This window comes from Halobacillus litoralis (assembly GCF_009856445.1).
Taxonomy (GTDB): Bacteria; Bacillota; Bacilli; order Bacillales; family Halobacillaceae; genus Halobacillus; species Halobacillus litoralis.
Map to the genome: position 1 here is coordinate 134,076 of NZ_WMFA01000004.1, position 25,966 is coordinate 160,041.

20 protein-coding genes and 1 pseudogene are annotated in these 25,966 nt (G+C 38.4%); 18 read left to right on the forward strand and 3 right to left on the reverse strand.

What is annotated here, in order from left to right:
* Positions 1-144: 144 nt before the first annotated feature.
* The 10 genes and pseudogenes from GLW00_RS12690 to GLW00_RS12730 all read left to right on the forward strand — a co-directional run bounded on the left by GLW00_RS12690 (position 145) and on the right by GLW00_RS12730 (position 10,160).
* The gene (locus GLW00_RS12690; RefSeq protein WP_160914607.1) at positions 145-873 is read left to right on the forward strand and encodes a DnaD domain protein; all 729 of its coding nucleotides are present in this window, start codon (positions 145-147) and stop codon (positions 871-873) included.
* Complete coding sequence (locus tag GLW00_RS12695; RefSeq protein WP_160914609.1) at positions 870-1,202, forward strand: replicative helicase loader/inhibitor; 333 nt, start codon at positions 870-872, stop codon at positions 1,200-1,202. Before GLW00_RS12690 ends, GLW00_RS12695 begins: the two co-directional genes overlap by 4 nt.
* A pseudogene (locus tag GLW00_RS20705) lies at positions 1,192-1,419 on the forward strand (DnaB-like helicase N-terminal domain-containing protein); the annotation flags it as partial. The gene GLW00_RS12695 and the pseudogene GLW00_RS20705, both read left to right, overlap by 11 nt.
* 334 nt (positions 1,420-1,753) lie before the next feature.
* A complete protein-coding gene (locus tag GLW00_RS20710; RefSeq protein ID WP_237417508.1) occupies positions 1,754-2,425 on the forward strand; it encodes a replicative DNA helicase in 672 nt (223 codons plus the stop codon).
* A gap of 197 nt (positions 2,426-2,622) precedes the next feature.
* Complete coding sequence (locus tag GLW00_RS12705) at positions 2,623-3,609, forward strand: helix-turn-helix transcriptional regulator (RefSeq protein ID WP_160914611.1); 987 nt, start codon at positions 2,623-2,625, stop codon at positions 3,607-3,609.
* An 81-nt stretch (positions 3,610-3,690) separates the two neighbouring features.
* Entirely contained in the window at positions 3,691-3,984 is a 294-nt protein-coding gene (locus GLW00_RS12710; RefSeq protein ID WP_160914613.1) for a hypothetical protein, read from the forward strand.
* A gap of 12 nt (positions 3,985-3,996) precedes the next feature.
* Positions 3,997-4,425 (forward strand): Rv1352/Rv1906c domain-containing protein, encoded by a 429-nt coding sequence (locus GLW00_RS12715; RefSeq protein WP_500683505.1) that lies wholly within the window; start codon positions 3,997-3,999, stop codon positions 4,423-4,425.
* Between the two features lie 95 nt (positions 4,426-4,520).
* A complete protein-coding gene (locus GLW00_RS12720) occupies positions 4,521-6,002 on the forward strand; it encodes a type I restriction-modification system subunit M (RefSeq protein WP_160914617.1) in 1,482 nt (493 codons plus the stop codon).
* The gene (locus tag GLW00_RS12725; protein ID WP_160914619.1) at positions 5,995-7,215 is read left to right on the forward strand and encodes a restriction endonuclease subunit S; all 1,221 of its coding nucleotides are present in this window, start codon (positions 5,995-5,997) and stop codon (positions 7,213-7,215) included. The genes GLW00_RS12720 and GLW00_RS12725 overlap by 8 nt, the downstream gene beginning before the upstream one ends.
* Complete coding sequence (locus GLW00_RS12730; RefSeq protein ID WP_160914621.1) at positions 7,212-10,160, forward strand: type I restriction endonuclease subunit R; 2,949 nt, start codon at positions 7,212-7,214, stop codon at positions 10,158-10,160. Before GLW00_RS12725 ends, GLW00_RS12730 begins: the two co-directional genes overlap by 4 nt.
* A 40-nt stretch (positions 10,161-10,200) precedes the next feature.
* Here the strand turns inward: GLW00_RS12730 and GLW00_RS12735 are convergent, their stop codons facing one another.
* A complete protein-coding gene (locus tag GLW00_RS12735; protein WP_160914623.1) occupies positions 10,201-10,932 on the reverse strand; it encodes a M48 family metallopeptidase in 732 nt (243 codons plus the stop codon).
* Between the two features lie 353 nt (positions 10,933-11,285).
* Here GLW00_RS12735 and GLW00_RS12740 point away from each other — a divergent pair, with 353 nt between their 5' ends.
* The 5 genes from GLW00_RS12740 (at position 11,286) to GLW00_RS12760 (ending at position 21,729) form a co-directional block, all read left to right on the forward strand.
* Positions 11,286-11,606, forward strand: a complete 321-nt coding sequence (locus tag GLW00_RS12740) for a helix-turn-helix domain-containing protein (RefSeq protein WP_237417509.1) — start codon at positions 11,286-11,288, stop codon at positions 11,604-11,606.
* A 626-nt stretch (positions 11,607-12,232) separates the two neighbouring features.
* On the forward strand, positions 12,233-15,772 hold the full coding sequence (drmA, locus tag GLW00_RS12745; protein WP_160914625.1) for a DISARM system helicase DrmA: 3,540 nt from the start codon (positions 12,233-12,235) through the stop codon (positions 15,770-15,772).
* On the forward strand, positions 15,769-17,487 hold the full coding sequence (gene drmB, locus GLW00_RS12750; RefSeq protein ID WP_160914627.1) for a DUF1998 domain-containing protein: 1,719 nt from the start codon (positions 15,769-15,771) through the stop codon (positions 17,485-17,487). The genes drmA and drmB overlap by 4 nt, the downstream gene beginning before the upstream one ends.
* A 42-nt stretch (positions 17,488-17,529) precedes the next feature.
* Positions 17,530-20,187 carry a sigma-70 family RNA polymerase sigma factor gene (locus GLW00_RS12755; RefSeq protein WP_160914629.1) on the forward strand — a complete coding sequence of 886 codons (2,658 nt, stop codon included), beginning with the start codon at positions 17,530-17,532 and terminating at the stop codon, positions 20,185-20,187.
* 81 nt (positions 20,188-20,268) lie between these two features.
* Positions 20,269-21,729, forward strand: a complete 1,461-nt coding sequence (locus tag GLW00_RS12760) for a DNA cytosine methyltransferase (RefSeq protein ID WP_160914631.1) — start codon at positions 20,269-20,271, stop codon at positions 21,727-21,729.
* Positions 21,730-21,820: 91 nt separating this feature from the next.
* On the opposite strand, the gene GLW00_RS12765 is transcribed toward GLW00_RS12760, so the two are convergent.
* Positions 21,821-22,237, reverse strand: a complete 417-nt coding sequence (locus GLW00_RS12765; RefSeq protein ID WP_160914633.1) for a very short patch repair endonuclease — start codon at positions 22,235-22,237, stop codon at positions 21,821-21,823.
* Positions 22,238-22,387: 150 nt separating this feature from the next.
* Between GLW00_RS12765 and GLW00_RS12770 the strand changes: the two genes are divergently transcribed.
* The 3 genes from GLW00_RS12770 to GLW00_RS12780 all read left to right on the forward strand — a co-directional run bounded on the left by GLW00_RS12770 (position 22,388) and on the right by GLW00_RS12780 (position 24,433).
* Positions 22,388-22,852, forward strand: coding sequence for a hypothetical protein (locus GLW00_RS12770; protein WP_160914635.1), 465 nt, complete (start codon positions 22,388-22,390; stop codon positions 22,850-22,852).
* 92 nt (positions 22,853-22,944) lie between these two features.
* Positions 22,945-23,880: a DUF6731 family protein gene (locus tag GLW00_RS12775; protein WP_160914637.1), complete on the forward strand. Its 936-nt coding sequence runs from the start codon at positions 22,945-22,947 to the stop codon at positions 23,878-23,880.
* A gap of 19 nt (positions 23,881-23,899) precedes the next feature.
* Positions 23,900-24,433, forward strand: a complete 534-nt coding sequence (locus tag GLW00_RS12780) for a hypothetical protein (RefSeq protein ID WP_160914639.1) — start codon at positions 23,900-23,902, stop codon at positions 24,431-24,433.
* A gap of 249 nt (positions 24,434-24,682) precedes the next feature.
* Here GLW00_RS12780 and GLW00_RS12785 read toward each other — a convergent pair whose 3' ends face one another.
* On the reverse strand, positions 24,683-25,702 hold the full coding sequence (locus GLW00_RS12785; protein ID WP_160914641.1) for a hypothetical protein: 1,020 nt from the start codon (positions 25,700-25,702) through the stop codon (positions 24,683-24,685).
* Positions 25,703-25,966 lie beyond the last annotated feature (264 nt).

Consider the following 25,966-nt stretch of genomic DNA (forward strand, 5'->3'; position numbering starts at 1 on the left):
TAATAAGGAACAAACCTTTTCGAAAAAATAAAAAAACTTTCAAATTCATAGACACCAAACACACACTTCCTTCGATTATAGAATTGAGGAAGTGTTTTTCTATGCACAAATCCTCCATCTTTCCATAAGAATAGGAGAATCCAAATGAACTATATCAAAGCGATCAACGCCTTCTACGATCACCAGGAATTCAACCCGCTAACTTCTGCTGCCATCAACCTTTGGCACAGCCTCATGCATGTGAATAACAAATCCCGCTGGAAAAAAGAATTCACGGCTTCGATGACCGTCCTTTGTCTGAAATCCAACTTGAGCGAAAGCAGCATTCGGAAAGCCCGCAAGGAACTCGTGGAGAAAGGGTATGTGACGTTCACTTCAAGACCAGGCAACCAGGCTCCCATCTATCGGATCCTCCCTTTATATGAAGAAATGGACAGCGAGAACGACAGTGTGGAGGAGAACAACAGTGGCGGCAAGTCGAACGGCAATGATACCGACAAGTCGAACACATTAAGTAAACAAAACGAAACGAAAGAAAAAGAAGCAGTAGTAGAAACGCCGGCTGAGAATCCCCACCATTTTTACGAAAACAACATCGGCACGTTGTCGCCGTTCATCGTAGAAAAAATCACTCAGTGGTGTGAAGAGATGTCTGATGAACTCGTCATTCATTCGATGAAGCTTGCCGTCGAGAGCAACAAGACTTTCTTCAGCTATTGTGAAGGCATTCTGAAACAGTGGCAGCAAACGGGCGTCCGCACCCTGAGAGGAGCGGAACGAGCCCAGCAGGATCACAAGAAAAAGAGGACTACTCCGAAGCATGACAAAAACAAATCGGTGTTCGATAAGTTGAGAGAGGAGGTACAGGTGTGAAGAGAGAAGAAGCCATCGAGGTGCTCGAGACGATCAGTGAATTGTATCCGCAGAAATTCGATATCACCGAGCGTGTCGCGAATATGCTGATTCCGAAGCTATTGGAAATGGATTATAGAGGGGTGATGGCCAAGCTTTCCGATTTCGCCGTCCGGAGTCCGTTCCCACCGACCATCGGAGAGATTGCTGTCTATCAACCGGAGGAAAATCATCACTTGGAGCAGATGAAAGTGTGGGAAGCGGAAGCAGCCGAAGTATCTGATGAGATCCGTCAGCGGTTCATGGACAAGCTGCGTTCGCTTGCAGAGGAGAAGTCCGATGAGTCATAATCTACAGACGGAACAGGCCGTATTAGGTATTTTTCTCGTAGACGGGGAGAAAATCAAGCAGACGACGCTCGCCCCTGAGCACTTTTCCCGACACGACCATCGACGCATTTTCTTAGCGATGCAGCAGGTGGACAACAACGGAACACCGGTGGATATGGTGACGGTAACAACTAGTCTTGGAGGTGAGATCGCTCAGGTAGGGGAAGTTAGTTACCTATTAGGGCTCGCTGAATCCGTCCCGACAACCGAGAACTTCCACTTCTATGAAAAACTCCTCGTCGAATCCTACACGAACCAACAAATGAGGCAGTCGGCGATCAAGTACATAGAGAACCCGAGTGCTGATGCGCTGCTCGGCTTGAAGCAGCAGCTCCATCTGATGGATCAGGACCCGGAAGCGGATGAGCAGACAGTGAAAGAGCAGCTCAGTGACATCGCCATGGAGATGATCTCCTCGCCCGTACAGACGGGTTTAGCCACAGGATTCGAAGACTATGACAAAATGACCGGAGGAGCGTGGCGATTTGATCATCGTCGCTGCCAGGCCTTCGATGGGGAAGACCGCCTTCGCCTTGAATATCGCCATGAACCATTGCAAGAACGGAGGAGCCGTCGACCTGTTCAGTCTAGAAATGGGGTCCAAGCAGCTGCTGCAGCGGATGATTTCTTCCGAAGCACGCATCGACGGTCAGAAGTGGCGCTCGATGTGTTTCTCAGCCGAAGACTACAAACGTTCCTTCCATGCCATCGGGGAAATCGCCGAGTGGAATCTGTCCATCCACGAGCGACAACAAACCGTCCAGGACATCACCTCAAAAATCAGAGCCTCCGTAACTTCTGACACCGACCATAATCACCTCATCATCATCGATTACTTGCAGCTGATGAACGTCAAAGGCCGCTATGAACGTCGTGACCTCGAAGTCGGCGCCATCACCCGCGAATTGAAGCTCCTCGCCCGTGAACTCAACATCCCGATCATTCTTCTCTCGCAACTCTCCCGAAGCGTCGAACAACGCCAAGACAAGCGCCCGATGATGTCTGACTTGAGGGAATCTGGCAACATCGAACAGGACGCCGATGTCATCAGCTTTTTGTACCGCGATGATTACTATTCGCAGGAAGGTAGTGATGTGGTGGAGGTGATTTTGAGGAAACAGAGGAATGGCCCGGTGGGGACGGTTATGTTAGGGTTTCAAAAAGAGTTCGGGCGGTTCGCTTGATTTGTATTCGGTGAATCATAAAATAAAATGCCTAACATTGTTCAGATGACCGGAAGCATTATCTTCTAGAGAAAATTCCATTTGTGACAAGCTCCGTTCAATCCATTACTGTTATATACATATCAAGAAAACTCCATTTATTCCGGCTGCTTCCTGTATTATACTGGAAGGAGATTCGAAATAGGGGAGGCCGTATCATGGAATTGAACAACAACACGCGATTACTCAAACTAAGGGATATCCTTTTCGAAGAGACGGATGAACATCATGAACTGAGCATCCAGGAAATATGTGAAAAACTGAAGCTTTACTTCGGACCGGAAGCGAAATTCGATGCTCGTACACTCAAGCGTGATATGGACGTGCTCGAAGATGCGGGGATTGAAATCATCCGTAACACCGGACGCTTCGGTAAAGTGTATTACAGCTATCAGGACCGCGTCTTCGAGACCTATCAACTGCGGCTCATCAATGACGCCATCCTATCCGCTAAATTCATCACCGAAAAAGAGAAGAAGGATCTGATTGAACGGAACAAGCAGTTGACGAGCAGACATATCGCAAAGACGCTTCCGGACCCGCTGCTCTACTCCCAGTCAGCGAATGACGATTATGAACTCGTAAAATTGAGCATCGACAATGTCCACAGGGCGATCTCAGAACAGAAGGTGCTCCGTTACCAGTACGGAAAATACAATATGGACAAGGAATTCGAATACCACAGGAATGGGGATACATATCATGTCGAGCCCTATGCGCTCATCTGGCAGAACGATTTCTATTATCTGATCGGAAGGTTCCGCGGAAACGGGGAGATGCGCCACTACCGTTTGGACCGTATGCGGAACATCGAAATATCAGAAGAACGTTTCAAACGGAAACAGGATTTCCTTGTCAAAGAATACGTCGACCAAAGCTTCCACATGTTCGCAGGGGAGGATGCCTGGATCAAAATTGAATTCGATGCAAGTCTCCTGAATGTCGTTCTCGACCGTTTCGGAAAAGACGCCTCCATAAATGCAATCAATGACGACCGGTTCCTCCTATCAACGAAGGCGAAAATGAGCATCGGACTCATCGGTTGGATTCTCACCTGGGGCCACAAAGCAAAAGTCGTCTCGCCAGAATCCCTCGTCGTACAAGTGAAAGAAGAAGTGCAAAAGATGCACAAGCAGTATGAATAGAGAACGTGTGTTGGGAGTGCAAATTTTTGATTACCCCATACGTTATCCTTGAGTTAACACAAATCAAGGAGGAAAAAAAACATGGCAAAACAAAAGAAAAGCTTCATCAAAAAATGGTGGTTCTGGGGAGTCGTAATCCTCGTCGTTTTCGCAGCAGCACAAGGCGGAGGGGAAGAACAGGACCAGGCAGAAGCAGAACCGGAAGAGACGCCGGTCGAGGAAGTGGAAGCGGCTAGCACAGAGACCGAAGAAATCTCAACAGAAGAAAGTGAAGCACCAGCTGAAGAGGAAGCTGAAGAAACGACCGTGGAAGAGAAGGAAGAAGAAGCACTTCCAGAAGATGATAACGTAAAAGTCTCTACAGGCATGCACTAAGTTGGAACGGACATCGAACCAGGCCTCTATAAATCAGAAGGATCCGTGTATTACTGGGAACGCCTTGCAGGATTCAGTGGTGAATTCGATGACATCATCGCGAACGGCAACCCACAAGGTCAGGAATACGTAGAAGTGAAAGAATCCGACACCGCCTTCAGCACCCAGGGCACAGGCAGCTGGATATTGATTGATGACAGCTATGCTCCGGAAACACAAACGAGTTTCGGTAATGGCACGTACCTGGTTGGAAAAGACATCGAACCCGGCACGTACAAGAGTGAGAGTGGAGGAGGCTACTGGGCTCGTTTGAGCGGGTTCAGTGGAGAGCTTGATACCATCATCGCGAATGATAACCCTGGTGGTTCTTCGATTGTAGAGATACAAGAATCTGATAGTGGTTTAACGTGGGGGAATGGTGAGTGGACGAAGGTGGAATAAGCAAAGGAGGCGATCTCAGCCTCCTTTTTCCATTGGTATATTGTAATATTTTTGATATATTTTAAGGTAGAGAAAAATAAAAGGGGTTAAAATAAATGAGTAAATTGACATTACCACAATTAGAGTCCCACCTATGGGAATCCGCAAATATCCTACGAGGGAGCATCGACTCTTCTGATTATAAAAACTATATCTTCGGACTACTTTTCCTCAAACGATTGAATGATGTGTTCGTTGAAACAGCTGTAACCATAGAAAAAGAAGAAGGCGACGATTACGGCTGGTATGACCGCGATGAACACCAATTCTTTGTACCCGAACGAGCGCGTTGGGCACATGTCCAGGAACAAACGCAAGACATTGGTAATACGATCAACAAGGCGTTTGAAGCGTTAGAAGAAGAAAACAAAGCGTTGGAAGGTGTTCTGGCAAGTATCGACTTTAATGATAAAGAAAAGCTTCCAGACAAACTTCTCCTTCAGCTCATTCAACATTTCTCTTCATTAAACTTAGGAAACCAAAATCTTTCAGAGCCTGACATGCTTGGTCGTGCTTACGAATACTTAATCAAGCAGTTCGCCGATGATGCAGGTAAAAAAGGCGGCGAATTTTATACACCAAGCAAAGTCGTTGAACTCATTGTTAAATTAATCAAGCCAGAAGAAGGTATGCGTGTTTGTGATCCGACCGTTGGATCTGGCGGTATGCTCGTTCAATCTGTCGACTATATTAAAGCCAATGGTGGAAATCCACGCAACCTTTCCTTGCACGGGCAGGAGCGCAATTTGAACACATGGGCGATCTGTAAAATGAACCTATTGCTTCATGGATTGAGTGACCACCGTATCGAGCGCGGGGATACAATTCGTGAACCGAAGCTGACGGAAGGTGGAGAGCCCCTTCGCTATGATCGTGTGATCGCTAATCCACCATTCTCTTTAAAAAACTGGGGTCGTGAAGAGGCAGATAATGATGAGTTCGGACGTTTCCGCTTCGGTCTTCCTCCTAAGAACGCTGGGGACTACGCTTTTGTTCAGCACATGGTTGCTACTTTGAATCATGAAGGAAAAGCAGGCGTTGTTATGCCTCACGGAGTTCTTTTCCGTGGTGGAGCTGAAGGGAAAATCCGTAAAGGTCTATTAGGAGAGGACTTAGTAGAAGCTGTTATAGGATTGCCTTCTAACCTTTTTTATGGAACAGGTATCCCCGCAGCTATCCTTATCTTGAATAGAAATAAAGATGAAGATAAAAAAGGTAAATTGTTTATTCTTGATGGATCAAAGTATTATCAAGAAGGTAAGAATCAGAATGTTTTACGTGATGAAGATATTCTTAACATAGTAAAAGCTTATGATGGTTGGGAGGATCAAGAGAAGTATAGTCGAGTAGTTGAGTTAGAAGAGGTTGAAAATAATGATTATAACCTTAATATTGCAAGATATATTGATACAACTGAAGAAGAAGAAGAAATTGATGTGAAGGAAAAGCTTAGAGAATTGGAAAATCTAGAAAATGAAAGAAAGCTATTGGAGAAGAGCTTTGTTAAATACATGGAGGAGCTAGGATATCATGGATAATTGGAGTACCTATGAGCTTGGTACAGTAGTAGATTTTGCAAGTGGTAGTTCATTTCCAACAAAGTATCAAAACAGTTTAAATGAAAAGTTTGACTTTTATAAAGTAAGTGATATGAACGATATAAGGAATCAAAAGTATATGGAGACTGCAACGAATACTGTGTCAGAAGATATAGTTAAAAAACTAAATTGTAAGGTCCATCCTGAAAATACTATAATACTTCCCAAGGTTGGGGCCGCCTTGATGACAAATAAACGAAGGATTCTTACAAAGCCATCAGTATTTGATAACAATATTATGGGGTTGATGGCAAAAAAAGGTCTAAACAACCAATACTTGTTTTATTTTCTTCAAATTATCGATTTAAGAAAATATGCCCAAATAGGTGCTGTGCCTTCAATTAATAAATCTATTTTAAGTGCTATACCAATTGAAGTGCCTAATAGATATAATGAACAACAAAAGATTGCAGAAGTCCTATCCTCTATCGATGAATTGATTGAGAAGACTGAACAAATTATTACCCAAACTGAGAAAGTGAAAAAAGGGTTACATCAACATCTTTTAAGAAGAGGAATTGGACATAAAAGATTTCAAAGCACTTCAATAGGAGAAATCCCCACTGAGTGGGAATTGGTACGATTGGGAGACTTATTTAATAATGCAAGTATAAAAAAGAGTAGTCACCTTCAAGTTCTCACAGTTACACAAAATCAAGGAGTAATACCTAGGGATGACTTTAACATGAACATTAAATATAATAAAAACTCCTTAGATACTTACAAGAAAGTACAAAAAGGTAATTTCATTATTAGTTTGAGATCCTTCCAAGGTGGGTTAGAAATGTCTAACTACGAGGGTATTGTAAGTCCTGCTTATACGGTTCTTGAGAAAAAGGCAGATATTGATGAAGAATTTTTCAAACATTTCTTTAAATCATTTTGGTTTATTGAACAATTAAAATCTTCCACTATAGGAATTAGAGATGGGAAACAGATAGCATTTAATGATTTTAAATTAATCAAAGTGGGGCTGCCAAGCCTAAAAGAACAAGTAGAGATTGCGAAACGTTTGAAAACAGTAGAGCAGAAAATTAGGTTAGAGAATAATAAAAAAGAGAAGTTATACAGTATGAAACAAGGACTTATGCAACAATTATTCACAGGCAAAATACGTGTTCCTGTTGACGATGAAGAGGTGATGACGACGTGAGCATTACTCAAGACTGGAACGAGAAAAAGCTAGTCGAGGATCGTGCCATAGGTCAGTTGAAGTCTCTTGGGTACACTCATGTAATGGGATCCAACCTTGATCAAGAAAGAGAATCACAGGTGGAAGTTGTTTTAAAGAAACGATTGTCACAAGCCATTCAAAAGCTGAATCCGTGGATCAGTGAGAACAATCTTAATAAAGTCGTCCGTAACATTACTCATCTAGACTATACAAACCTCATGGAAGCAAATCAATACTTCCATGAGGTTTTGATTAACCAAATGTCTGTCAATCAGGACCTGGGAAAAGGGCGAAAAAATCAGACTGTTCAACTCATCGACTTTGAGAATCTGGAAAACAATGAATTTCTTGTTGTTGATCAGTTTTCGATTACCAATGCAAAAGGAACGATTCGGCCTGACCTGTTGATTTTTGTGAACGGTCTACCACTTGTAGTTATTGAATGCAAAAGTCCGACACTTCCGCCTGATGAACAAATCGGACAAGGTGTGAAACAGTTGATTCGCTACCAAAAGGATAGTGAGAATCTCTTTTATTACAACCAGTTCGTCATTTCCACAAGTAATGATCGTGCTAAAGTGGGGACAATTGGGGCGAAGGTGCAGCATTATAGTTCTTGGAAAGATCCATATCCACGTACAGTCTCAGAAATTGGGCCGAGCCCTTCGGCACAGGATATCCTCCTTACAGGTGTGTTAGTAAAAGAGCGCTTAATGGATTTGATCCAGAACTTTATCGTCTATGAGCCTGAAGAGGGGAGAGTCATTAAGAAACTTGCTCGGTACCAGCAACATCGTGCGGTCAATCGGGCGGTCAACCGTATCCTTCATGAAAACACTCCTCAAGATCGCGGGGGCGTTGTCTGGGCGACCCAAGGTTCTGGTAAATCATTATCGATGGTTTTCCTTGCAACGAAGTTACGGAGGATTGCCGAATTGAAAAACCCGACCATTGTCATCGTCACTGACCGTCAAGACTTGGATCAGCAAATTACGAACACGTTCCGGCGCTGTGAGTTTCCCAACCCGCAACAGGCAGGTTCTGTTTCTGAACTGAGAGACTATTTAAAACAAGGGCCTGGGTCCACGATTATGACTCTCGTGCAAAAGTTTCAGGAAGCAGAAGGAGAAGAAAGCTTTCCAGAAATGACCAAGTCGGAAAATGTCATTGTAATGGTCGATGAAAGTCACCGCAGTCAATACAGTTCTTTAGCATTGAACATGAGGATGGCTTTACCAAATGCCACGTATATCGGTTTTACCGGCACACCTATTGATAAAAAAGATAAAAGCACAAGACGTACGTTTGGTAACTATATTGATAAATACACCATCGAACAGGCGGTAGAAGATGGCGCAACGGTACCGATTTTTTATGAATCTCGCCTTGTGGATCTTCATGTTCAAGGGGAAAGTGTTGATCAATTATTCGACCGATTTTTTCGAGATTACTCAGAGGAAGATCGGGAACGAATCAAGAAAAAGTTTGCGACAGAAGAGGCAATTACAGCTTCACCGAAACGGGTCCGGCAAATTGTGCTTGATATCATTCAACATTTTGAAGATCATATCAAACCGAATGGCTTCAAAGCCCAAATTGTTGCAATATCAAGGGAAGCTGCCGTTCTTTACAAAAACATGCTGGATGAACTGAGTGATTACGAGTCAAAAGTAATCATATCAGCTGGTCATAATGATAAAGAAGAAATGCAAAAACATCACCTCTCTAGACAAGAGGAAAAAGACGTCATTCAGCGCTTTAAAAAGCCGATGGAAGAAGATTCACTAAGCTTCCTGATCGTTTGTGATAAATTGCTGACAGGCTTTGATGCACCAATAGAGCAGGTGATGTACCTAGACAAACCATTAAAAGAGCATAACCTGTTGCAAGCCATCGCTCGTACAAACAGGACGTATGATAAAAAGACATATGGTCTAATTGTCGACTACTTCGGTGTATCCCGCTTCCTTGAAGAAGCGCTAGGCATCTTCCATGAAGCAGATGTAAAAGGGGCAATGAGTGATGTAGATGCCGAAATTCCGCGCTTGCAAACACGGCACCGAAAAGCGATGCGCTTCTTTGATTATAAAAATAAAGAAGATCTCGATGGGTGTTTAGCTGTTCTCGAACCGGAAGATATTCGTAATGAGTTCGATACGGCGTTCAAACATTTTTCCGAAAGCATGGACATGATTATGCCGAGTCCGAAAGCGAAGCCTTACTTGGACGATTTGAAATGGTTAGGAAAGATTCGTGTCTTAGCAAAGTCCCGTTATCATGAGGAAGATGGAGCAGATATTTCCGATTGCGGAGAAAAGGTTCGTCAGCTTATTGAAGAGCATGTCTATGCTTCGACTCCGCACATTTTGTTTGAACCGATTGATATTTTATCGAACCGTTTCGAGGATAAAATTGATGAAATCAAAACACCTGAAGCGAAAGCAGCAGAAATGGAACACGCTATTAAACATGAAATACGAATCAAGTTGGAAGAAAATCCAGTGCTCTATACTTCCCTTAAAGAGCGGTTGGAAGACTTGATCGAACGCCGCAAAGAGAGACAGATGACGATTGAAGAGTTGCTCGAAGAATATCGGGAAATGATTCATGAGATGAGGAACAATGCAGAAGAAAGTAAAGATCATGGATTTGAACCGGAACAATACCCTTTCTTCCAATTGTTAGATAAAGAATTGGAAACACATGAAGAAGAAAACCTCAAAGCTTTGACACATCTGATTACAGGTGTGGTTCAAGAGCATGCGGTCATCGACTGGACAGAAAAAGAAGATGTCCAACGCCAGATGAGAAGAAGTATAAAAAATCAATTACGTGCAAGTAACTGTCCAAAGGATCGGGTGGAAAACGTTGCCCACCAAATGATGAAGCTTGCAGAAGTCCATTACAAACAAATCGCTTACTAATAACAAAAGGCAAGGTCCCAAGTTTGGGTACCTTGCCTTTTTATGAGCCTATTGTGTGGAGTTCCATTCCTTGAACTCGTAACCACTCTTTGCTTTTTTTATAATCAAAAAGAACCGACTGGACGACATTCCAAAACTTTTCATTATGCTCGGGAATAATCAAATGCGCAAGTTCATGGACCATCACGTAGTCGATGACGGAAACAGGAGCCATGACAATTCGCCAGTTCAAATAAATATCCCCGTTTGGTGTACATGTTCCCCAACGTTTATGTTGCGTACGTAATTGAAGGGAGTTGGGGGCCACACCTAGGATCTCTTCATAAATCTTCGCGCGTTCTTTTACTTTTACTATTCCATGATCACGATACCATTGGATGAGTTTGGTTTCAAGAACCTTTTCCACTTGTGTATATTCCCAATCGCTGGGAACAATCGCAATAAACTTCCCCTGGTGAAACTTCAATGTTGGTATAGAAACCGCCTCTTTATGAACTTTCAAACGATAATGACGACCTAGATAGGGAAACTTCTCTCCACTTACATATTCCTTTTTAAAAGAAGGGGTGTGGACTTGCTCGATCTCCCGCAATTTATTTGTAATCCAAGGCCCTCTTTGTTTGATGGCTTTTTCTATTGATTCCATACTAGTCTCTTCTGGAGCTGTTACTTGTACGCCGTTCACTAAATCTACAGTGATTTTTAAGTCTTTTCTTTTCATGTTTAGTAATTCATATTCTATGGTGGTTGTGCCGTATTGGACTTGGGGCATTTAGTTCACATACCTTTAAGTAGTTTTTCTTTATATAGGATAACATGTAACGAACGAAAAAAGAATATGAACCCGAACGTTTGTTGGGTATGAATTCATTTTATCTAATTTTTGAATATAAGGAATTGCAGGTCAAATCTTTGAACATTCCTTAAGCACATTAAGAGAGGGAAGGATTGCAGAAGCATAGGGTAGAAATGCTCCAAGAAGTAAAATTTCAAACATATAATTACTATAATATGGGAAGGCAATGGATTATTTAATAAAAGCAAGCCTAGCACCCAAATCAACTCTGAAATAGCGTTTTTGTTATGAATCTTCACACTAATGATTAATATGGTATGAAGATTTTTATGTGGGAATATATTACATGTGACTCTCCGTACGTGGTGGTCTTCTTCATTCAATTAGAAGATTTCATTATGGAAAAAGATTATGATGTTAAAGTAAGAAAAGCTGTTGGGAGAAAAATTAAGCAATTGCGCGAAGAAAAAGGAATATCCCAGGAAGAGTTCGCTTATCTAGTTGGTATTGATCGTACGTATATCAGTTTTATAGAGCGAGGTCGCAGAGCCCCAAGACTGCCTATGCTATATAGAATTGCTAATGTCCTTGAGGTACCCGCTAGTTCGTTGGTCGTAGAAGTCAAGGAAACACCGGATAATAATCGTTAGGAGGGAACATACATATTTTATAAAGAGTATTTGTACCTTGAAGTTAAGCGAGTTCCGTTATTTATTGAGATTTATCAAGCGGATCAATGTATTGCTATGACCAAATTTTACAATCGTCACTATAAAGTGGAGGCTAGTAGCAAAAATGAAGCAATTCGGGAAATTTTATTATCAGTTAATGACTATGAGTGATACAGAAGTTACAAAAAGACCTATGGCCAACCTTGTTGGCCATAGGTCTTTTTATTTATCTAGTTATCTGAGCGAAATAACATATACATGACTTCCATTTGTTATTTCAATTCCTAATTATTCATAATTTAAGCATCCTAAGTAATAGATTAAAAGACTAATATTAAACAATCCATTTATTGTTATTCATAATAGTTTTAATTTCCTTATTACAAGTGAATAGATCTGGTTGCATTAAAAAATTGATTCTTAAAATCTACTAACAGAGCCTATATATTTTGCCTAAGTAGTTAACATTAAAAATGTTTTACAATTTTAGGAATGAGGGGACGTTTCTATCCTTTTTTCTGTAAATTTATTTAATTTTTGGGATATTTGTTATAAGATAATAGTAAGAATATTCTACAAGTTGTCTGTCAGGGAAGGTGAAATAATTGTCTAAACTTACTCCAATTGCTATTAAATTGATGGATTTTCTTAATGACAATATTGAAGGTGGAAATATAGTTGAGATAACTAATCAAATCAAAAAAGAAAATTTATACATAGAAAAGGAACAAATAGAAAGAACGCTTGAAAAATACCCAGAGATCTTTGAATTGGAAGGCGAAATATGGCGACTAGTATCAGTTCTTGAAGAAAAAAAGCGAAAGGATGTTGTAAACAGAAAGGCCAGTTTAAAGGAGGAGACTGAAGAAAAAATGGATGAAGGAAGAAAACTAAAGGATGAACAAAGTTATTTTACCAATATGAGAGATGACTACATAAAAGCTCTTCAACGGGACCTGATAGGTCCTACTGAAGAGGAAGAACTAATAAAAGAACGTCCTAATGTCTTTTACCTTGGTGGCATGTTGTATCCTGCCAACACAGAAGTTGAAGACATAGAGGAATTTGGTGCTGAGGAGAAAAGTGAAAGAAAAGACCATGAAGATGACACTGATGAAGAAATTGCATCCAATCAGAATCGTTTTCAACCTTCCTCAATAGGAATTACTTGTAACTTAAAACAAGAAACAGCAAGCGTAAATGTAAAAATAAGCTATGGTAAATATAAACAGGTCAAAGAAGGGAAGAGAAAGTTTTATAAAAGATTACCTTACTATTGTGAGAAGTCTATAAATCTTAACAAAAACAAAGATTCATTTTATTTGGAAGATGGTAAAGTGGAATTTCTTTCAATTGTCAGTCAGAAGGAAAATGAAATTTCACTAAGTGTTTTCCTTATTAATAGATATAAGCATGAAGATACTATCCCTGTTGAACATATTTTGTTTCAGCCTGAGATCATTTTAGTGGGTCCAGATGAGAAGGATAATGTGTTTATAAGAAGGGATGTTAATTATGATAATTCAATAGAAGATGAAGATATAGATCGTTCTATGCTGCTTTACAGAAATACCCCTGAATTTGCTGTTGGACATGGGTGTGCTGTCCAATGGAATGAATTTACAGAAGAGACAGCAGGGAAAATCAAAACAGTTTTTATACCTGAGTATGAAGTGCCAGCAGTGGAGCATTTGGACCTGAAAGATATGAGTGGTCTTAATATGTATGTTTTATCCTATTTAGATGATCCTGAAAAACTAAAGAAAGAATTATTTCCCCTGCTTGACATGTATAAACAATGGATTAACAAGCAGACGGAAATTAAGGTAGATGAACATTTAGTCAGTCAGAAGGATAAACATATACGATATCTTAAAGAAGCATATGGACGCATTAAAGAAGGTATTGAAATTATCTGCAATGACGAAGACTACTTCGAAGCTTTCAAATTTGCAAATGAAATAATGTTACACCAACGGACTTTTTCAGAAGCCTCTAAGTTTTATCGTACAACTGGGAAGCATGCTGAGAAGCAGATACTAGAAGGACAGTGGCGTCCTTTCCAGTTGGCTTTTATTCTGCTAAATATTAAAAGTATTGTAAATCCTCAATGTGAGGAAAGAGATTATGTTGATTTATTATGGTTTCCCACTGGTGGGGGTAAAACGGAAGCTTATCTAGGGTTAGCTGCTTTTGTTATGTCCATAAGAAGACTTAAAGGTGCACCAGATGGAGTAGAAGGCTATGCGGGTACTACTATCATTATGCGTTATACATTAAGGCTTTTAACAATTCAGCAATTTCAGAGAGCCAGTGCTCTGATATGTGCTGCAGAATATCTGAGAAGTAATAATTCAAAGAAGTGGGGAAGGGAAAGCTTTAGTATTGGTTTGTGGGTAGGCGGTGGGACTACTCCAAATCAATTGGAAGGAGAAGGATCAGCTACAGACGCTCTGCATAAATTAAACAACAACGAGAAAGTGTATGGGGGCAATCCTATTCAGCTACATAATTGCCCCAAGTGTGGTCAGGAATTAACGCCAGAATCTTATAAAGTTGAAAGGAAAGTCTTTACAATTCATTGTGAAAATAAAAAATGCTTCTTTCACACAAATAAAATACCAGCTTATACAGTTGATGAAGCTATCTACAACCAGTGCCCAACCCTTTTAATAGGTACAGTTGATAAGTTTGCCCGCCTGCCTTGGAATGGTTCAATTGCTAGTTTTTTTGGAAAGGTAGACCGGTACTGTGAGCGACATGGTTTTATACGAGAAGGAGACAGTCACTCTTGGACCCATAATGCTACTGGAAGTTTACCTAAATCAAGAACAGTGGAAATTGAAAACCTTAAGCCGCCCGAATTGATTATTCAGGATGAACTACATCTTATATCTGGTCCGCTGGGATCAATGGTTGGTCTGTATGAGTCTGCAATCGACTTTTTATCTATGGACGAAATAAACGGTGAAAAAATCAAACCAAAAGTTGTAGCTTCTACAGCAACTATCAGGAGAGCTGATTCTCAGGTTAAAGGAGTTTTTAACAGAGGGGTACGTCAATTTCCCCCTTCCGGAACCAATAGTGAAGATTCCTTCTTTTCCTATGAAGTAACGGGAGAAAAAAAACCGGGAAGGAAGTATGTCGGTTTATATTTTCCTGGGTCGTCTGGTAAAACGGCTCTTGTCAGAATCTATGCGAGGTTATTGCAAAAGAGTTTTGACTTAAGAGAACAGGGGGACGATGTGAATCCTTATTGGACTCTGGCAGGGTATTATAATAGTTTAAGGGAACTTGGTGGAACTTTACGTCTCTTGGAAGATGATATTCCAGACAGAATCAAATACCTTGTTGGCGATAAAAGAAAACAAAGGTTCATTAAACATAAACAAGAATTGATGAGCCAGATTGATGCAACAGATATTCCAGAATTACTTAATAAGCTTGAACTGAATGCTGATAACAAAAGGGCTGTAGATGTTCTTCTTGCCACAAATATGATTTCCGTTGGCGTGGATATAGATAGACTGGGTATGATGGTAATTACCGGACAGCCGAAAAGTACATCCGAGTATATTCAAGCTTCAAGTCGAGTTGGACGAAAATATCCCGGGCTTGTCTTTACTCTTTATAACTGGTCCAGACCAAGAGATATTTCTCATTATGAACAATTTGTTTCTTATCATTCCAAGTTCTATTCCCATGTAGAGGCAACAAGTGTAACTCCTTATTCCTTCAGATCCAGGGACAAAGGCCTTCGGGCTGTTATAGTAGGACTGCTTAGACAATTGGACTCCCGATTATATAGGAATCCTGATGCCAAAAAATTCACAAAAGAAAATGGCTATATTGATGAAATTAGAGAGTACATTATCAATCGCTGTAGAGATATAGATGAAATTGATCAGGACAATATAGAAAAGGAAATAGATGATATTTTTAACTGGTGGGAAGAAAGAGTAAACGAAAACCCAGATAATCTTAATTATCAGAAATATAAATTTTCCCGCAGGGATACACCTGTCCTGTTTAGGAGTATCAATCAGGATATAGAGAATGCAAAGCTGATTCCTGATTCACTCAGGGACGTGGAAGCGGAAGTAGATACTTATTATACCTATTGGGATGAGGAGGATGGACAATGAATAGTAAAAGCCCTGGGGGGATGAGACCGAGTCAGATCGTTACTACTTTCGGACCTGGCTCCCTAATTGACTTTAAAAATGATTCTGTGATGGTTATGGGTTTACAGGACTGGGTTGAACAGGAAGGCTATTATAAGCGTTTAAATGAACCAAGGCTTTCAGCCAGACTAAATATATCTTCCTTTTTGGAACCTAAATCTTCCAAAGGTAAAGGAGGTATTCCAGTCATATCCTTCCCGAAATACCGAGTATGTTCTAAATGTGGCTCCTTAAGAAAGAATTTTAACCGTGATAGATACCGCTTTTTCTGTGACTGTTCTGGTAAGAAAATCACTGCTTACCCTGCTCGTCTAATAATGGCATGTGAGGACGGCCACATAGATGATTTTCCTTGGGCTGAATGGGCGCACAAAGGAAAAGACAATGTTTGTGAGCATCCTGACCTCTATTTGAAAACAAGAGGATCCAGTTCCGCATTGGATGATATAAATATTGAGTGTAAGAGTTGTAAAAAGGGCTTTAATACTCTTTCGGGTGCTCTTAAGAAAGACGCATTGGAAAGTGTTTTGGGCAAATGTGACGGAAGCAGTCCATGGAAAAGGCAAAAAAGCAGCAGGTGTGATAAAGTTCCGAGAGGTTTACAAAGGGGAGCCTCGAACGTTTACTTTTCTTCAAGCATCAGCGCCTTATCAATTCCTCCATGGACAGATGATCTTCAGGAGCTTGTAAGCAGTAAATGGAAAGATATTGTTGATATTATACAAGAGGAAGGTTTTAGTGAACTGAAATCTGGACTCAAGTATATATTTAGGGGCGTTAGCCAAGAAGAACTCGATAATATCTACGATATAATAAAGCAGCAATATAAGATGGGGCAGGAAAAAGAGGATATTAGATATGAGGAATGGAAGGCATTTCAGGAAGATAAAAAAATAACAAAACATTTTCACATTGAGGAAGAGGCTGTGCATCAATCTATCCAACAGTATATTTCAAGAATAGTCCTTGTACATCGATTAAGAGAGGTTAGAGCTCTTAGAGGCTTTACAAGAATAGATTATCCGGACCCTAATAATGAAACGTCTGTTTCCTATTCATATTTATCAAGGAATGCAGATATAGACTGGCTGCCAGCTGTTGAAATTTCTGGTGAAGGTCTCTTTATACAACTTAATGAAGATGAATTGAAAAGTTGGGAAAAGATGATAAAAGAGAAGAATCGTTACAATAAGCTTTTAAAAAGATATGAGAATTGGAGGACAGAAAAGGATTGGGGAAGTGATAGTCGTTTTACTGAGAGATTCATATTACTGCATTCTCTGTCACACGCACTTATCCGGGAACTGTCTTTATCATGTGGTTATTCATCAAACTCAATCAGGGAAAAGGTTTACTGTGACACGGATATGTATGGAATATTACTCTACACCGGATCGCCGGACTCTGATGGATCTTTAGGAGGAATAATACAGCAGGGTAGAAAAGAACAGTTTCATAAACTTTTAAAACAGTCTATTTTAAGGTCTAAAGTGTGTACCTCTGATCCCTTATGCAGTGAAGCAGAAAATGTGGTGGAAAGCAGGCTTAACTTGTCTGCTTGTCATGCATGTTCTCTGGTGTCGGAAACATCTTGCGAGTGGTCAAATATACTGCTCGATCGTCTATCACTTTTTAAATCAAATAATAATGATTTTGGTTTTTTTCATTCAATATAGAGGGGGGTACATATCCCCTCCTTAAGGATGTGACCAACGGAAATGGGCTATACCAATAAACAGAAGTCAGGTCCCGTTTACAGTAATATCAGTTTAATTAAAAAAAGTTTAGTCCAAAGTCCAAATGGGAAGCTTCCATATCACGATATCGTACTATCCCTTAAAAAGACGTGGATTAGAAGCTCAGGGGATGACATTAATTTTTTTGTTAACCTTGCTTTGAATGCCAAAAAATCATATTTTCAGGAAGATGAAAACGGATTGTGGGCAATTAAAAATCGTGAAAATAGAGAACTAAACGAAGTTATCAGATATGTAAGTGAAATTGCAAGGCCTTTCAAGGTTAAAGAGGTCATAAGTTTTTTTCCAGGGGAAGTTTCTCTGAACGAACTTGATAATTATTTAAAAACTGATATAAGATTTACTGAATTGGAAGGTTCTCCTTATTGGCTCTTATCTGAATGGAGTTTAGTTAACGATTTAGTATATGATTACATGCAGAAACAGAAGACAGTGTCCCAAAAAATAGATGAAGTCATAAAAGAAGTAATAATTGAGTATAAACTTGATACGAATACAACAATTTTTGCTCCTCACATAGATGAACGTTTCAATACAGTAAAAAACCTTGTGTCAGTAGAATTATATGAGTTCATTAATGAATTTGATGAAAACATAATAGTACCTAAAGAAATTTCAGAGGAGATTGCCCGTGCCAGTGTGAAGTTGATGAATTGGGTTGGCTCCCAGGAAAGTGAATTTAAGATTAAGGACTGTATTCCTGATGTTTTTAGGATAAAAGCTAGTGAGAATTCTTTCGCTCTATATTATCAGGCTATCGAAGATTTTTTCACCATAGTATCTACAGTTTCGAAAGTCAAAAAAGGGACATATGTTTTTACGGGAAATGTTTCTGATACACGTCTAAATAAATATGGATTTACTAACTCTATCTATGGATCTGTCCCTTTTATTAAAAACATTGAGGATTTATACAAATCCTCAGAGGAAAAAAACGAAGAATGGAAATTGGATAAGAGGCAGCCACCAAAAAGTATTGAACAGAAAAGGTCATATGGTTACACTACTTTATCCTATTATGAAAGAATTAAAGGTTACCTGAACGTTCCAAGTAGTTTATCTGGACACTTCAACAGCGAGGCGGTGTTCGATAAATTATCAATCCAGGTTGAGGGATTTATTTATGAAGGTTGGTGGGTTTTTAAAGATGATAGGTACACCATTTATGGTGATGGTATTAATGATTTTTATAGTGATTACTTACTCAAACCAGGTCATAGTTTAAAAGTTGAAAGCAATGGTAAAGAAACATTAAATATAAGTATAATTGGGTTTGATGAAAGATACAGTGAGGAACAATCCAGGTACCTGGATATAGGAAAGATAGCTGAAGAGAGTAAAGCGGTTAATAAATCCATCTTCACCTTGATGTGCGAGGTTCTTGCAACCTACCCATCTGGCATGCACTGGACACAATTACTAGATCAGGTCATGGAGATTAGATCTACAACCCGTAAGACTGTGTATAATCTACTTAGTAAGAATGAGTGTTTTGAGAAAGTAACTTCTAAAAAAGGGTACTGGAAATTAAACATTGTTAAATTGTCCAGGTTCTATGTTGATGAGGAAGGTAACGATGCTGAACTGATTATCGAGCAGATTAAACCGCCTGCTAAGACAGAAAAAATTTTTAACCCAAGAGAAAACAAACAATCTTATATTGATCCTTATGTATTTGATGAGGAGTATGAACTTCCCCCACTTCATATTTCTTTCAGTAACTGGGCAAAAAAGCAAGAGGGAATTAATTTTTCGGATGCCGTAAATAAAACAACAGGTAAAGAAGATTTGATAGGAATTCTTACAGAATCATACGCAAAATTGTTATGTAATTTCGCCAAATCGCGACAATTATATTCCGTTGAATTTATGGATTTAGTTCAGGAAGGTTTTTTTGCCATTATGAAAGCTGTAGAAAACTTTAATGGTGAAAATTCTTTTTCAAACTACCTTAAAATATGGTTGAGACAGCGCATAAGCAGACAAAGGGCTGATATGGCTAATTTAATTAGACTTCCGGTTCACATGATCGAGCAGATAGATAAGTTAGATAGACTGATAGACAGAAGCCTTACATTGTATGGGAGGTCTCCGGAGCTACAAGAGGTATTAGAGGCAGGACTTAGTCAGAATGCTGTTAATACTCTACCTCTCTATACTATAGATTATGTTTCTTTTGAACAGTTTTGGGGTTATGTTTCAAATAAGAACGAACTTTTTTATACAAACCCCTGGTTTGCGGGGGCGATTATTAACAACAAAATATCAAGGCATAATTATAAAGTAACTGACAAACAGTTACAAGAGGTCCTTAGTAAGCTTTGTGAAATAGATGAGCAGGATAACGAAGAATGCTGGGCAACTACTAATGTAGAAAAGGAAATTGAATCAAAAGTATTATCCGAGGAAGTAACAAATATATTAGAAGCTTTATCAACAAGAGAAAAACAGGTTATCAGATTCCGCTATGGTCTGGATAATAGTGAAGAAAAAACCCTTCAGGAAATAGGGGATATCTTGGGCATTACACGTGAGAGAGTAAGACAGATTGAAAAAAAATCTTTAGAAAGAATTCTTGTCCTCGCTAAAAAACAAAAGTTGAATGAGTTTATATCATGACAAGAAACTTTTCTTGTCATTTTTTATTTAATTCAATAGAATAGTAATTAACATACATAAAATTAAAAGGAAGAAAAGTAAATGAAGAGATTAAAAGTGTTAGATCTTTTTGCTGGTGGAGGTGGTTTTTCCACTGGTTTTTTGCAAGCCGAACATCCAAATTATGAATTTGAAATAACAAGAGCAGTCGAATTAAACGAAGCTGCTTGTGACACATTACGAGGTCATTTAGGTGAAGATAAGGTCATCCAGGGAGACATCACACTTTCATCAGTGAAAAAGGATATATACGAATCATGTAAAAACGTCAATGTAATAATAGGTGGGCCTCCTTGCCAGACTTTTTCACTGGCGGGGCCATCCAGATCCGGTACAAAAGAAATGCGAGAAAAGCTGAAAAACGATCCAAGGAATACTCTTTACAAACACTTTTTTGAAATTGTTGAAAACTTAACACCAGATTATGTTGTTTTTGAGAATGTTGAGGGAATGTTATCAAAAAAAATATATGAAACACAGGGACTGGAAAGTAAGCAGGTACAGGTGATCGAGCTTATTTGTGATGAGCTCGAATCCATAGGTTATACAACCAGGGTTGAATATAACTTATCGCAGAGGTTTCAGGTGTTAAATGCAGCTGATTACGGAGTGCCACAGCACAGGAGAAGGATTATTATCATTGCGAACAGATTGGGAATAGAAAATCCTAAATTGGAACCAACCCACGGTTTTGAACATATGCCCTACAATACGGTAGAAGCAATCAGACATCTGCCAGTAAGGTTACCTAGAATTTCCCTTTCAAATAAACTGAAAAATATTAATGTTATAAAGGATAACTACGGCAAGAGCCTGATGTTGTTTGTGGAAAGTATTAAATTCTTAGCTCTTATAGATAATGATTCTGGGAGTAAACAAAAGCTAACAGAACTTTATGAGAGGCTTAAGCAAGAACTTAAATTAATTCAAAATAAAAAAAGCTATAAGTTGCATAATCTTTTAAAATTTATAAAGCTTTATAATGAAATGGTAACTAAGTTGGAAATAAATAGCTATAAGGATGATGAGGCTCTCACCGACCATAAGTCTAGAGAGCATAATTTTCGTGATATTATAATCTTCATTAGAACCAGGCCTGGCAGTAACTCTTCACGTTTTATGAATCCGGTCTCGTGTGACTATGATGAACTTCTTGACTCTCTTTATCCTTATAACAGAACTAAACATAAGGATACTTATGTAAAGCATAGCTGGGACAAACCTTCCAATACTATCTTAGCCCATATGGAGAAAGATGGACTGAAGTTTATTCATCCTGAGCAACCAAGGACCTTTACACCTTTTGAAGCACAACTACTGCAATCATTTCCAGAAAGTTATGTTATCTGTGGTGGACGGAACGAGCAGTATAGACAAATTGGAAATGCAGTTCCTCCTAAACTTGCTAAAGTGATAGGAGAATCTATACTGGATCTTAATGAAAAAATACAAATTGAAGAAAAAGCTAATCCAATAAACTCCACAGAGGAAGTGTGTCAGTAGTCAAAAACCTCATGTTTACAAATATAAAAATGACTCGCTACTATCAGTAGTGAGTCATTTTTTTAAGCCGGATGTAGATAGGAAAAGGACCTTAATTCACTTTAGATTCTTTAATGAATGTAGAAATTGCTCTTACAACGTCCTCTATATCATTTTTCACATCGTGTTCCCAAATTCTGAGGATATTCCAGTTTAAACGTTCATAATACTGGTTAACTTCCTTGTCTCTTTCTTGGTTTCTTTCCAATTTCTTTTTCCAGAATTCATGGTTTGTCTTTGGTATATTTCCATGTAAAGGACATCTATGGAAGAAACATGAATCTATAAATATTACCACTTTGTACTTTTTAATCGATATATCAGGCTTGCCTTCAAGTTTTTTTGAATTTCTTCTGAACCTGAACCCTTCTTTCCACAACACTTTGGTTACAATCGACTCTAGCTTTGATACAGACTTTATAGCTCTCATGTTTTTTCTTCTCTGCTCTTCGGTCATAACATCTAACATAGAAAGAATCACCTCAGTAAATTAATACCTTCTAAAAATTTTTTTAAACTGTTAGAAGATGTTTCTTCATTTGCTTGGGTGAGTTGTGTTAAGGAAGTTGTTAATATAAAGAAACAGTATAATCATAATAATCTTAAAGGAGATGGGAATATGTCTAACAATCATTCTTTCACTATTACTATTAGTAATAATAAAACGGAAAAAGCAGGAATTAGTTATTTGCAGTCACAAGATGAACGCTTTATTTATCCTGATATAAAAATGAGAAAGAAGTTATTAGAATTGTTAGGACTTCCAAGCCGGTATTCCAAAACTTTTGATTTGATTTTCGTTGATCCAGTTAACAAAGAAGATAATGAGGTTATTATTGATGATGAAACGACTTTTAATTTGATAGAGCTAAAAACTACACAAAAAGAATTACATAATAACCCATCCGGTTTCTTTTTTGGAGCTACCGAGAATGAATTTAATCTTGCTGAAATGCTGGGGGATAGATATAAGTTTTGTTTTGTGTGCCTTCACTCTAATTGTCCTTCTTATCAATTGTTAACCTTGGAGGAATTAAGAAGAATTATTAAGACTAAGAGAATTCAATATCAGATCAATCTTTAATGGCTGTATGACACTGAATTATATGAAACCTCTTCAATAAAGCAGGTTTCATATAATTCAGTGTCGAATGAGGTAGATTAAGGGGGGTTTTTATGTCTTATAGGAAAGTAAGGTTTGAATATTATCAAGTTGTATATAGAAAAGCATCTGATAAAAAAGAACAGAGAGATAGGCTATTTGATTTATTGTTGTGGATGGATGCTGCCAGCAAGAAATCATTAGAAGGTAGAACTTATGATTATTACTCAGAGCAAGCAAGGTTGGAAAGTGCATACTGGGACACAGAATTAGGCTTCTCGTTTCTTCATTTTTTAAGGTTGAGGGAAACAAACCTTCCTTCTAAAGCTAAAAAAGACAGTGAAGTTGAACCATTCGAATTAGATGACGATGAATATTTAGGTGAAGATGTTTCAGCATTATATGATGAAACAAATCATGTTTTGATGCTTCAGAGAAACAAATATAGCTTAGGGCCAGAAGGAATTGAAGAATACCTTAACTTACTATGGAATGAAAAAGAGGAACAAATATACTTAAGACCCATCTCTCCTCCCAATGCCTTTGACGTTGCAAGAAGAGGATCGGAATATAGAAAAATTAATCTCAGATTTGCTGATATCAACACATCAATATCAGAGGGGTTTAAGGATAAGTTCAAATCACCTTTAAAGAAAGTAATAAAATCATTTGGCGATTATGAGGGAATTAATGCACAAATAACAATCACAATGGGAAAAAAGAAAAACGATTCATTAAATGAAGAAACAATAAGCGATACTCTTGATGACATTGAAGAAAATCCAGAGTATTTCTCTAAAGCTGAGATAGCAAAAAAAGACAACGAAGATTCCAGGGTAGAGCTCATTGACCTCTTCGCTCATAAAGCTCATGATTTCGGTAACTTTAAGATGGAAAAACGATCCACTTTAAGTCACCAGGCAATCGCAAAAGAAATGTGGATGCTTTATAGTCCTAATACAGATTGCCTTAACAGACAGCAGAAAATTAACCAGTACCTTAAAACTTGAGATTAAAATGGAGGGTATGATGCAATCTATTATTAATGGATTTAGATACTTATTCCCTTTTATCCTTGCATTGACTTGTTGTGGCCTTTCCTACAAGTATTCAATAAGTTATAATTATAAAAATTTTGAAAAAGTACTAGATGGAGTAATAACGTTTGGCTCTATTGTTGTCGGTTTCCTAGGTGCTTTACTGGGTATTCTTGTTAGCGTAAGGAATAGTGGAATAGTAAAGGAAATCTTTGAGTCAAATAACAAAACTGTGTTAAAAATCTATTTTAACGAGACGTTTATTGTGGGTTTCTTAACTATTATAACTTCAATATCGCTATACATTCTAAAAGAGTACGATCAAGTTGCTAGTAAAATTGTATTTTATTTTTGGATTCTGTTTGTTATATGGTTTATTCCATCAACTTACAGAATTATAAATATCCTAATGACAGTCTTATTTAAGTCGAATGTGAGAGATAATAGTCTTAGACCAGAAGGCAATGCGGTGGATAATCATGAAGATCGCGAGGATATGAAGGAAAGGTTAAAAAGAAATAATTAAAGGGTCTCGAAAGAGTATTTTTTCAAAATGTTAAAACCTTCAGCAAATGTTATTTAAGCTAATTTATGTTTACGCTCTGAATGTTTTGCAATCACACTAATAAGAGAGCGCTTCAGTCACGAAGCGCTCTTTGCTTATAACTACCTGTCTCAGGATTTTTTCGAAGATTTTTATAACTAAGCAAGGGTGAGGACTGGAACTGGGAAGAAATAGGATGAAGCTGAATTACAATCTAAATAAATTGCGATTTTAATTTAAGGTCTTTTCGTGAGTTTCAATGATTATAGTAGATATGCCTTCTCTTCCGTTAGCATTAGGAAAATCACCATTTGTTAGTAGTTCTTCTACTAAGTTTAGCTCTTTTTTATCAGCGATAATTTTATTAATTACGCCGCTCTCCTTAGATTTCTTATCTATAAAATTTAAGCAAACACCAGATAAACCCGACAAATTAGCTCCATCTAAACGCGGTAAGTCTTCTATACCGATATTTGATCTTTTATAAGGCTTATCAAAACTATTTTCTAATAGTTCCCAGATTAATCTAGACCAATCATTTCTTTTCTTTGCTGACTTTCTCCCATAAAAACTCTTCCCTCTTTTCAAGGTTAAAAGACCCATGATCTCGTCTAATAAATGATACTCTTTATTTAGAAAAACATCTGGAGTGGAAGTTGAGTACATTAGTGGTGTATATCTAGGATAAGCTGTGTTTTCAATTAGAAGGTATCTAGCCCCTTCATGAGGGGAAGTTGTATTAATTTGAAAGCTATTTGAAGTTAATCTTGGTTTTGAGAATTTAAAGGATGGCCATTTCTCGTATAAATATAATTGATGATTATCTGTTCTAGGAACCCTCACTGCTCCATTCTTTCTTCTGTCCACCTTAGCCTGGAGTAGTAGAGATCTACGTTTGGTTCTTCCTTTCCGTGGATGGTGAATATGTACAATTAAAAGATCGCCTATTTCTGGGTTCTTATTACTGATATCAATTGGAGGATTTTTAATTTGTACAATAGGTCTTTGGTGACAATAAACTGCAGCAAAGGAGGTGGTAATTCCAAACCTTGATAAAGCTTTGTTCCATTCTCTTGCAATAGATGCAATGCCACCCACTAAAGTAGCAATATAATCGGGTTCTTGCGGTCTCTTATACTTAGAATGGATTTCAGCATCCTTATGGGCTTTATTGAAAGACTTATGTAATCCATTCTCTGCAATGCTCCATAGTTCCCCCCGGGAGCTTTTAATAGCCTCTGTTATCTCCATTTTTTTACACTCCTCTAATATAACTAAGTATAGTTTACCATGAAGAGGAATAAATGAGAGCTTTATGAATGTATGCTAAATAAAATACTTCACTCATAATGTTAGTTACTAAAAGGTATCGACTTTGCTTTGTCTGTTATGAAATCCATAATTTAGCAGGGATAAATTGTAAAAATTATTTAGGTGTTGGTAAAGATAAAATTATTCTTACTCTTGTTCTACTATTAGTAAACACCTAAACCGGTTGTACGTGAGAGGAGATCG